The following is a 10137-nucleotide window of genomic DNA, read 5'->3' as shown; positions in this document are numbered from 1 at the left end:
TGCCCGCATTGCTGCGATCATGGGCCACCACAATCCGTTCGTGACCGGCGAAAGGCAATGGACGGTTGGATATAAGCCTGTAGGCGACGGCATCGTAAGTTCATTACCGACTACAAACGTGCGCACCTCCTTGGCCGTCATAGCCAAAGGCTCGTCCTCAGGCGGATCGATCATCGGCAACCGGAACAGCCACGTTTACCATCTACCCATCGGCTGCCCGAGCTACGACAGCGTATCAGTGAAAAACCAAGTTCTTTTCACCTCTGAGGCGGACGCTCAAGCTGCTGGCTACCGAAAAGCCGGGAATTGCAGATGACATAAAGCCAAGCGGCTCGCGGCTTAAGACATGCACATTTACGGTATTGCTGTAGCCTATCTCCTGCCAGTGCCGTTCAAATACTACCTATAGACTTATATCGGAGAGCTCTCCAATAGCTATAGTTCATGCCCCTCAAGCCCCAATGCTGAGCCGATCACGTACCAGATATCTTGCCAGAGCACGTAAATCAACTCAGTTCCATTGAACGCAGTATCATTATTCCCAAGGCGCAAAAGCTTACCGCTAGCTAAGTATTTGTGACTGAATCGCCCCACTGTTCTTTCACTGAAGTCTTTCGGCAATACAGCTCGAATAGGCTTGCTATAAATGCGATCATCCGCAACTAACATGAACTCATCGTAAAGATGAGCAAAGCTCTTCAGGTGCTCACCCAAGTCCGTTGAGTACCACTCACTTATCTCGGTGGCAAATCTGATCTCGCCCTTTCCATACTCCATGGTCATCGTGTTTAGATGCTCAATTTCACCACGCATCTCTTCCGGGCAAAAGACGAAGACGGTAATGAATGATTTCTCGTGCAGCCACTCAATTGCGTGAGGGATGATCTTGTCCAGCGGCTGGGGAGTCAGGTTCTTCTCAGGATGCAGCTCTCGATAGAAATCTAAAGCCTTGGCCATCTGTTTGGCCACAAACGCATAATCAACATACATTACCCGGTATTTTGCTGGAGTACGCTGCATTCGTTCTTGGTATATCTGCCTGACTTCGGCTACACACCCCCGCACATCTCGGACGATTTCCCTCCCCGTAAAGCGGATCACCGTGTAGCCTGCACGAGTAAGATACCTCTGCCGAACAGCATCCTTTTCGAGCTGCTCCTTCGTCGAATGAGAGACATGGCCATCGAGTTCAATAATGAGCCGAGCGTCTTTCAGAAAGAAATCAACACGATAGCGATGGTGTTTTTCGGCATCACCGAACCAATGCTCCTTTTCGATCAAGTCCGCGAGATCGGAAGCGGCTCTGCTGAATTCATCCTCAATGTACGATGCCCCCCGATCATGATACCAGCTGGGTGATGTTGAAGTGGGATGGCCTGGATATTTCATAAATACGCGTGGATCTTGGCAGCAAATTCTTGCACAGCTTGACCAATATCTCGCGGGGTGTCCAACATGCTAGCAAGACCCCCTACTCTGTCATAAATCGCCTCGGCCAGTTCATCTTTGCTTGGTACATAGTTCAAGCTACGAAGATTCGAAATAACTTCCTCAAAAGCCTCGATATCACTGGGATGAGAGTTAAACCAAGTCGGACGAGAAGCCCAGCACTCTATAGCTTCCTGTATTTCCTCTATGCTCATCATTGCTCGTTATTGCTCCTTATGCAAATCAGTCACCGCCCCCACGCCAACAACTTCAAGCTCAGAAAAGTCCCCAATAGCGACCACTTCAGCAGTCTTGGAGAAAGACTTACTCAGAAACTTAACAAAATAATTTTACAATGTATCTTCATGACCAAGCGCAACATGAGTTATGCTCTCATGTTCTGCCAATAACCTAGCCCTTCCTGTGGTTCAAGAGGACTGACCGTGATACCTCCAACCGACCCAATGTCATTGATGCGATAGGCAATGGCGGCCATCTGCTCCTGTTTAATCCGCCTTTTAGGGTACCTACGGCACTCTATCAATATGATACCCGCGTTTCCTTCCCTGATCCCCTTGGCATCAATTTCCCAGTGCGTCCCAGTTTTCCCATGAAGCGTCTGCTTGCCTTCAACACCATCAAGGCCAAACTCACCTGCCAACTCATTGATTATGGATTGGGCAAGCTCCTCATAGACACGCCACTTTGCTTTAGACATTAAGTACTCCCTTGATACTAGCTTATTGGGCTTAGGGAAGCGCTTCTGCTCGGGGTTGGAGACGGCAAACCAGTGGATTCTGTCCATTAGTGAATTAACCCAAGCCTTGAGGAGGATGTTTAGTACAACTGCAGCCGTTGGAGTGTGCCAGCGTTGCGCACTGGTCATCATCTTCATTTCGCGCTTCAATCTGGCTCAACAGCTCAGGCTGCGGAAAAGGATGATCGTGGATGTCGAGCAATATGATTCCGTTTGGCGAGCGCGACGGGTTGCTGTTCCAGGCAGATGAAGTCGCGAATGGGTTGAAGTGCCAATGTGTTTGTCCTGAATGCCATCGCGCTTTGGTGGCTGCGAACGAAGGCACTAAGGTGCTGCCGTACTTTCGCCACCAGCAGCGGGTCTGTGAGGGCGGACATGCGGCTGGCGTTAGGCGCAAAGCTATTGAGCTGATAGTAGCGGAGCTGCAACTGCAGTTACCCCCGTTCTCGCAGACAATATCCGCGAAAACCATGAGCGGTTTTATCATCGGGAAAACGGTCAGTTTTGAGTCCTCATTGCTACAGGCTGAGCGTGCGGACGCTGGCGTTAAGCTATCCGGCGTCACCGCTGATGTGGTGCTTTCTGCCGGGGAGCACCAACTGTTGGTGCATGTGCGGGCTGCCAAGCGGCAGGATCGCCAAAAGGAGTCCGCATTGCTCGCGCTTGGCGTGTCTGTCCTGGAGCTGGATCTCAGCCACTTAGGGCTCGATACCATCCTCAACAAGGATGCTTTTCGCGAGGTGGTGCTCTTCGATTTGAAGGTGCGCCGATGGCTGCATACGGTGCGTGGCGCGGTGATGGTCGAGCGAACCCGGCAAGCCATTCAGGCTGAGATCGATCAGCGCAATGAGCTTGAGATGCAGCAGAAGCTGAAGGAACTTGAGCAGCGCCAGCTGGAGCGTGAGCAGATGGATGCTGAGCTTGAGATGGCGCGGGCTCGCAATGAAGCCTTGCGTGTCGCAAGCCAGGCCGCCCGAGTCGCTGCTTTTGAGGCGGAGCAGAAGTCACCGGAGGCGCTGGCTGAAAGGGCTAGGCGCGAGTCGCTGAAGCAGGAGAGTAGCCGGCGTGCAGAGGCTATCGTCGCGACCATTCGCAGGGCGATTGAGTCGTGGGGTGGGGCTGGAGCTGAGTGCCAGCGCTGCTATCTGATCAACGAGGCGGACACAGAGGCTTGTGGATACTGCGCCAGCACGGGGCCGTTCAAGGCCGTGAGTTTCACCCAGGACTACCTGGGCAGTGCACAGGCGCGGATGCGCTCATCTCCCAAGCCTGATACATCCGTAGCTCAGGTGCCGTGCTTGAACCAGGAGCCGGGAGCCGCTGGGTAACCTACATCCAGTTACCCCGCGGTCCCCAGGCTTGGCCTGTCAGCTTTAGATATCCAAGGACGGTAGGCCGTTCACGATCTTCTGGGTTTCCAGACTCACGGTGACCACGCGCTGGAATAGCTCAAGCGGGTACTTGGGGTTGCCCATGGTTTCGATGGCCCAGTCGTTGGCGTCGTTGACGATGCCGCTGGCTTTGTCGGTGCGCACGGCCTGGCGCTCCATCACCCAGTCGAGCGCGGCTTTGCCGTTGACCACATAGCCCCAGGCCGCCTCGGGGATGCCCTTGAGGGTGATGCGGTGGTTGTAGATGACAGTGCTCTTGTCGCCCTTCTTGGCGAACTTCATCTTCTCCACACGGTAATCGGCATCGATGAGGGTGCCCTTGGCCTCAATGGTCAGCGGGTAGGGCTCGACGGTTTCGTAGTTCAGGTGTAGGTCGGCCAGGGCGCGACCCGCCTTGCTGAAAGCCCAGAAGTCGGCGGCCTTCTTTACAGCAGGAATGCGCGGCAGCTCCTTGCTGAGGTTGTCGGCAAACCGCTCGCGGTAGTCCGGGGAATGGAGGATGCCGTAGACGTAATAGAACAGGTCTTCTTTGCTGATTAACTCGCCGGGATAGCTGCTGGCGAAGTGCGCCAGGCCGGCATCGGTGATGGCATCGCGGCGGCGCAATCCGCAGTCAACTGGCTCGGCAAAAAGGTCGTCTCTTGAGGCTTGTGCGGCTTCGTCGTAGAGATGTAAGGGAAAGCACTGACCGTTATAGTGATTCTTAAAGTCCGGCACGGCGTCGACTATAAGAGAAGAGAACTCTTTTGCTTCACCCGTTCCAGTAACCACGATTACCAAGTTCTTTACATTCGGTTCTGGGAAGATGCGAGGCATCTGGTAGACATATTCATTAAATCGACGATTAAAATACAGCCATTGCTTAGTGAATGGGCGATATACACTTTTTACTAAGCACTCAGCATCGAAAGCGAAGCGCCGCCCTTTGACAAGCTCCTGTTTTAAGGATCGCGTCCAGCTAATGCGTGCTGGATCGGTATTGATAAAACCATCCACTCCTTTTTCTCTAGATTTTTTATCAAGATCAATATTGGCCGCATTAAAGCGATCTAGCTCTTCATTATAAAAATTGATCATCCTCTGCATATTTAAGCCAAGACTTTCCCTTGCCGCGTTGTAGCACCATGTATCACGGGCAGATAGCACGCCTTGTGAGTAGTTATCGAAGATTTTTAACGTCTCAGCTTTTTTCTCACCAAGTACGAGGAAGTCCGAAAAGCGGTCATCGCGCTGCTTCAACCAATCGCCATGCTCATCAGGAGTGATCAGTTGCCAATGCTCAATACCGGCCACGCTAGCGAAGTCGGCGACTTTCTCCAACTTTTCTTCGCGGCTCAGGTAGTCTCCAATGTCATGGAAATGAATCTGTCCGTGAGTCTGTGCGTTGGGATTCTTCACAAGCAATGAGATAGCAATGGGGGAACGGCTACCACTGCCAAAAATCTTACCCCCTTCCTTTCGAGAGGTTTCGCCACTGGTACGTTGGTTGCCACGTAGATGGAACACATAGAGGCTAGAAAACTCATCTGCAAGGCATTTGCGCAAACCATTTGCGGTATTGGCCTCCAAGAAGCCCGCATTCGTTACAAAGCCAATCACACCAGCGCTACCAATACGGTCGCTAGCCCAGCGAATAGCACGGACATAGCTGTCATACATCGCCCTACTCGCAACTGCATCTGATCGAGCTACGTAGGTTTCTCTTATGCGACTATCTAAATGCGGGTAATCCACATTCTGATTATTATCGTTTTGACTACCTTGCCCAATGGAGTACGGCGGATTACCCACAATCACTCGAATATCCAGCGCCTTCTGCCGCTTGCGCCGGGCGCTATTGTCCTCCAGCAGAACATCTACCAGATCGTCCTTCTCGTACATCTGGAAGGTATCGGTCAGACAGATACCTTCAAACGGGGTGTATTCGTCGAACACTTCACCGTGATAGGCCGCTTCAATATTAATGGCGGCAATGTAGTAGGCCAGCAGTACCAGTTCGTTAGCGTGGATTTCGTGCTTGTACTTGTGCGGCAGCTCTTCCGGTTTGATCAGCCCCGACTGGATCAGGCGGGTGATAAAGGTTCCGGTGCCGGTGAATGGGTCGATGATGTGGACGCCCTTACTACCCAGAGTTTGACCGAACTCCTGTTGCAGCAGGTGATTGACGCTGTGGAGGATGAAATCCACCACCTCGACTGGGGTGTACACGATACCTAGGCGCTCGGTCATCTTGGGGAAGGCGTTGCGGAAGAATTTGTCGTACAGCTCGACGATAATCTTCTGCTTACCCTGGGCATTGTCGATGCCGGCAGCACGTTGACGCACACTGGCGTAGAACTTCTCCAGGGTGTCGGCTTCCTTGGCCAAGTGATGCTCGTGGAGCGCATCCAGCACGCCTTGCATGGCCTTCGACATGGGGTTGTGGCTAGCAAAGCTGTACTCGTCGAACAGCGCATCGAACACCGGCTTGGTCACCAGGTGCTGTGCGAGCATTTCGACAATCTCGCCATCGCTTATGCTGTCGTTGAGGTCGTCACGCAGCTCGGCGGCAAAGGCGTTGAAGGCGGCCTTTTCCTGTGTGTTGGCCGGATTCTCCAAGATGCCCTGAATACGGTCGATATGCGTGCGGGCGATCTTGGCGATGTCGTTGGCCCAGTCTTCCCAATGATGGCGGTTGCCGCACTTCTCGACGATCTTGGCGTAGATGGCCTTCTCGATTTCGCCGACCTCGTAGGTCAGTTCGGCCTGCTGAGTCATCTGGCCGGGAGCATCATGGCTCTTGCTCCCAATGCCGTATTGGCCTTTGCCGGCCTTGCCGTTGTTGGTGCCGGTGGCTTTCTTGGCCTTCTTCTCGGCCTTGTCGGTGATGGCGATGACTTCCATTTTGCGAGGGTCGGAGCCGATCAGGTCGAGCTTGTTGACCATGGCGTCGAAGCTGTCGTCGTGCGAGCGCAGCGCCTGGAGCACCTGCCAGACCACCTTGTACGTCTGGTTATCATTAAGAGCCTCGTGAGGCTCCATGCCCGCAGGGATGACCACCGGCAGCACCACATAACCGCGCTTCTTACCCGGTGCGTTGCGCATCACCCGGCCAACCGACTGCACCACATCCACCTGGGAGTTGCGCGGGGTGAGGAAGAGCACAGCGTCCAACGCCGGTACGTCCACACCCTCGGACAGGCAGCGCACATTGCTGAGGATGCGGCACGTGTTGGCCGGAGGTTCCTCCTTCAGCCAGTTGAGCTTGGCCTCCTTGGCAGTGGCATTCATGCCGCCGTCCACGTGCTCGGCCTCGCAGATGAGTCGCGAGGCTTCGTCGATCTCTTCGGATTCCTGATAGGCCTCAACCACCGCCTGGAACATGCTGGCGATGTTGATCGAGCTGACTTTGTGCTTGGTGCCTTTGTAGCTGGGTGAAATGACTTGACAGAACGCCACGGCACGCTTCATCGGCTCGTCATCACCTATCAGCTGCTCATGCAGGCCCTGCTTGGCCAATGCCTTCCAGCAGCCGACGATCTTGGCCGCGTCATCCACTTTGAGCTGGTTGTTCTCGTCCTTCAGCATGTCCTGAAGGCGACGGCTGATGGTGCTCTCCTCGACTGTGAGTACCAGCACCTTGTAATCGGTGAGCAGGCCGCGCTGGACTGCCTCGGAGAAGTTGATGACGAACAGTTCTTTGCCGTACAGCGCCTCGTCATCCATCGAGCACAGGGTGACTTCGCCGGACTCAGCCTTGATCTTGGCGTTGTCGCCGTAGATGCGCGGCGTGGCGGTCATGTACAGACGCTTGGCGGCACGGATGTAATCGGCGTCATGGATGCGCACGAAGTTGCTTTCATCATCGTCACCAAAGGTGGCGCCGGTAGTACGGTGCGCTTCGTCGCAGATGACCAGGTCGAACGCCGGCAGATCGTAATCGTGCTGGGCACGGCTGATCACGTCGATGGAGTGATAAGTGGAGAACACCACACTCATGTGGTCCGCATCGTGGCGCTTGAGCATTTCCGCCGCGAGGCGATCCGCCTTGGTGGTGGCCGGATAACGCAGCTCGTGGGTGAACACCTGAACCGCGTCGTCCTCTGCCTTGCGTTTCTTACCTACGTCGCTATCGGAGCAGACGGCAAAGCTGTGAAGCGGGGTTGTGCTTTCCTGCGTCCACTCGGTGAGGGTCTGCGACAGCAGGGAGAGACTGGGCACTAGGAACAGCACCCGCTTGCCCCTGCCAGCCTGCTGCTCGGCAATCTTCAGGCTGGTGAAGGTCTTGCCGGTACCGCAAGCCATGATTAGCTTGCCCCGCTCGGCGTCCTTCAAGCCAGCAGCCACGGCGTTTAGTGCTGTTTGCTGGTGATCACGTAGCTGCTTACGCGCCTTGAGCACCACAGACTGGTTGGGCTGGTATTTGGCCCAGTCGATCTGGCTGTCTTCCAGGGCTTGCAGGTCAATCTTACTGACCGGAGGCTGCTGGCCCTGCAGGGCGTCCTCGGCATGCTCGCTCCAGTTGTTGGTAGTGGTCACGATGATGCGGTGCGAAAACGGCGCCTTGCCCGAGGCGGTGAAGAAGCTGTCGATGTCCTTCTTCTGGACCTTGTAGTCCTCGGCGTACAGCTTGCACTGGATGGCGTGGTATTCGCCTGTACCCTGAGTGCGCGTTACCAGGTCAATACCCGCATCCTTACCGCTGAGGCCCTGTTCTTTGGCCCACTCGGCGTATGTCCACACCTTGTCGTACAGATCACGGTAGGTAGCTTCGTTGCGCAGATAGGCGCAGATCAGCTCCTCGAAGTAAGTACCTTTTTCGCGCTCGGTGACAGAGGCGGAGCGATAGGCATTCAGCAAAGTTGAGAGGGCAGACATCGGAGGGAATTCCTTTTTATTACGTCAGGCGTATCACAGGCGCCAAATCGCCGCAGTCTAGCAATTCAGCCGATGCCGGAGCGAGATTCCGATGCTGGTATCAGCTTCAGACTGACTTTGGTCTGGGATGGTGGAAAAACCGCGCATCCCAGATCGGCAGGCATTAGCCCTTGCTGGTGCCAAACCCTCGCTGGCGACTTCCATAGGTCTTCGTCGCCACCTTGCACAGGTAGCTGGCTCGGTCGAACAGCGCTGGTAGTTCTTCCACCAGAACCTTGCGATCACTTCCAGCCACCTTTCGCTCACGGGGCTTTCGATCTACCCGATACGTCGCTTTATCGGGAATATGCACCAATTCTTCGACCTGCCAGACCGATAACCCCAACGCGCTGGCCCAAGCCTCTTGCAAACGATCGATCATGTTTACCCTCTCCGACCCCAAGCGACCTATCGTGTAATAGGCATCACGGTTCAACAGAATCAGCAGGTGGTAATGCTGCCTACCTCCCTGACCGACCTCTCTCGACCAGACGTACCGCACCTTGCAGCCACGCGAGTAGCTACGCTCACTCACCCTCCTCTGGTGATACTGGATCTTCTTCGTGAACGATTCAAAGAACCGGCTGATGACCTGATTCGTATAGGCGAAGTCGGGTAGCTCGACACCCTGAGGTAAACGGAGATCCACCCTGAAGGCCAACACCCTCGGATATTCAGCCAAGGCCAGATCAATGGTGTGCTTGAGATCAGCCAGATACTCCCGGATGAAGGGCCCCTTATCGACCATCAGCGGTAGGCCTTCGTAGGTGTCTCCGTAGTGCAGATGGAGGTTGTTGTTGTCGGGATGGCGGAGTGGGTGGCGCTGGGTGGCATGGGAACGGCTGAGCATGGTTATGACCTCTCATGGTTGAGTTTCATAACCTGTGCATGCTGTGTGAATTTTTACAGGTACGTCTTCGACTTGATCCCTTGTGGTGTCGCCATCTATGGGGATGGCTACCTATCAGGATGTTCTGAATCTGATTGTTCTGACGATGCCTCTCGTTGATCGATTGAACTCTTCGTAATCGGGTGTAGGTAGGAGCATTGCTATTGCTAATAAAAGCATATTACCCACACCGCAAATGACCTGCCCTTATTGGCTTGGAGAAAACGGATTCGATTACCAGGCTACAGCAGCATTTTTTACTCAAGCTACGTTTCGGAAATAAACCAAACCCAAAGTCCGTAGCCAAATGTCCTTCAACAAGCCCAAGCGATGGGAGCAGCATCGCTTGGGCATTCTGGAATGGGGAACGTCAAGAAACTACCCCCGGCAACTCCAGAGACTGTGGAGAAGACCCGGCATAAAACGCCACGACCAGCCTCAGCCGGTCATGGCGCAAATGGTTTCTTCTAGCTGGCCATACTCAGATGTCGCGCAGACTGCACCGCATTACCCTCTGCCAGGTCGCGCTCCTCAATCCTTGCCAATATCCAATCATGCACCTCGCTTTCCACCCAACCAACGCAACGATCTCCCAACGAGACCGGCTTCGGAAAGGTGCCCTCGGCGATGTACTTGTAGACAGTAGACCGAGCCAGACCGGTCGAATCGATGACGTCTTTCAGGCGAATTATCCTCATGAACGGGCTCCTCATGTTCGTTCAGAGGATTTGCATGAGCAGTAAAAAAAACCGCTTCAAAATAGATACTCAATTCAT

The 10137-nt window shown here is 54.3% G+C and carries 7 protein-coding genes and 1 pseudogene; 2 read left to right on the top strand and 6 right to left on the bottom strand.

Going from position 1 to position 10137, the window contains the following annotated elements:
• Window positions 1-316 (top strand): annotated as a pseudogene (locus tag BZL41_RS28915) (deoxyribonuclease I); the annotation flags it as partial.
• Between the two features lie 119 nt (window positions 317-435).
• On the opposite strand, the gene BZL41_RS21740 reads toward BZL41_RS28915, so the two are convergent.
• The 3 genes from BZL41_RS21740 to BZL41_RS21730 all read right to left on the bottom strand — a co-directional run bounded on the left by BZL41_RS21740 (window position 436) and on the right by BZL41_RS21730 (window position 2323).
• Window positions 436-1389, bottom strand: a complete 954-nt coding sequence (locus BZL41_RS21740; RefSeq protein WP_095601202.1) for an endonuclease domain-containing protein — start codon at window positions 1387-1389, stop codon at window positions 436-438.
• Window positions 1386-1643 carry a hypothetical protein gene (locus tag BZL41_RS21735; protein WP_095601205.1) on the bottom strand — a complete coding sequence of 86 codons (258 nt, stop codon included), beginning with the start codon at window positions 1641-1643 and terminating at the stop codon, window positions 1386-1388. The genes BZL41_RS21740 and BZL41_RS21735 overlap by 4 nt, the downstream gene beginning before the upstream one ends.
• 170 nt (window positions 1644-1813) lie before the next feature.
• Window positions 1814-2323, bottom strand: a complete 510-nt coding sequence (locus BZL41_RS21730; RefSeq protein ID WP_095601201.1) for a hypothetical protein — start codon at window positions 2321-2323, stop codon at window positions 1814-1816.
• 53 nt (window positions 2324-2376) lie between these two features.
• Here BZL41_RS21730 and BZL41_RS21725 point away from each other — a divergent pair, with 53 nt between their 5' ends.
• Entirely contained in the window at window positions 2377-3513 is a 1137-nt protein-coding gene (locus tag BZL41_RS21725; RefSeq protein WP_095601200.1) for a hypothetical protein, read from the top strand.
• A 45-nt stretch (window positions 3514-3558) separates the two neighbouring features.
• Here the strand turns inward: BZL41_RS21725 and BZL41_RS21720 are convergent, their stop codons facing one another.
• From BZL41_RS21720 to BZL41_RS21710, 3 genes are all read right to left on the bottom strand, one after another.
• Complete coding sequence (locus tag BZL41_RS21720) at window positions 3559-8433, bottom strand: type ISP restriction/modification enzyme (RefSeq protein ID WP_095601199.1); 4875 nt, start codon at window positions 8431-8433, stop codon at window positions 3559-3561.
• A 163-nt stretch (window positions 8434-8596) separates the two neighbouring features.
• Complete coding sequence (locus BZL41_RS21715) at window positions 8597-9322, bottom strand: inovirus Gp2 family protein (RefSeq protein ID WP_095601198.1); 726 nt, start codon at window positions 9320-9322, stop codon at window positions 8597-8599.
• 506 nt (window positions 9323-9828) lie between these two features.
• Window positions 9829-10059 carry an AlpA family transcriptional regulator gene (locus BZL41_RS21710; protein WP_095601197.1) on the bottom strand — a complete coding sequence of 77 codons (231 nt, stop codon included), beginning with the start codon at window positions 10057-10059 and terminating at the stop codon, window positions 9829-9831.
• Window positions 10060-10137 lie beyond the last annotated feature (78 nt).

The sequence above is a fragment of the Pseudomonas sp. PIC25 genome (genome assembly GCF_002286785.1).
Classification (GTDB): Bacteria; Pseudomonadota; Gammaproteobacteria; order Pseudomonadales; family Pseudomonadaceae; genus Pseudomonas_M.
This window is presented reverse-complemented; position numbering and strand designations above follow the sequence as displayed.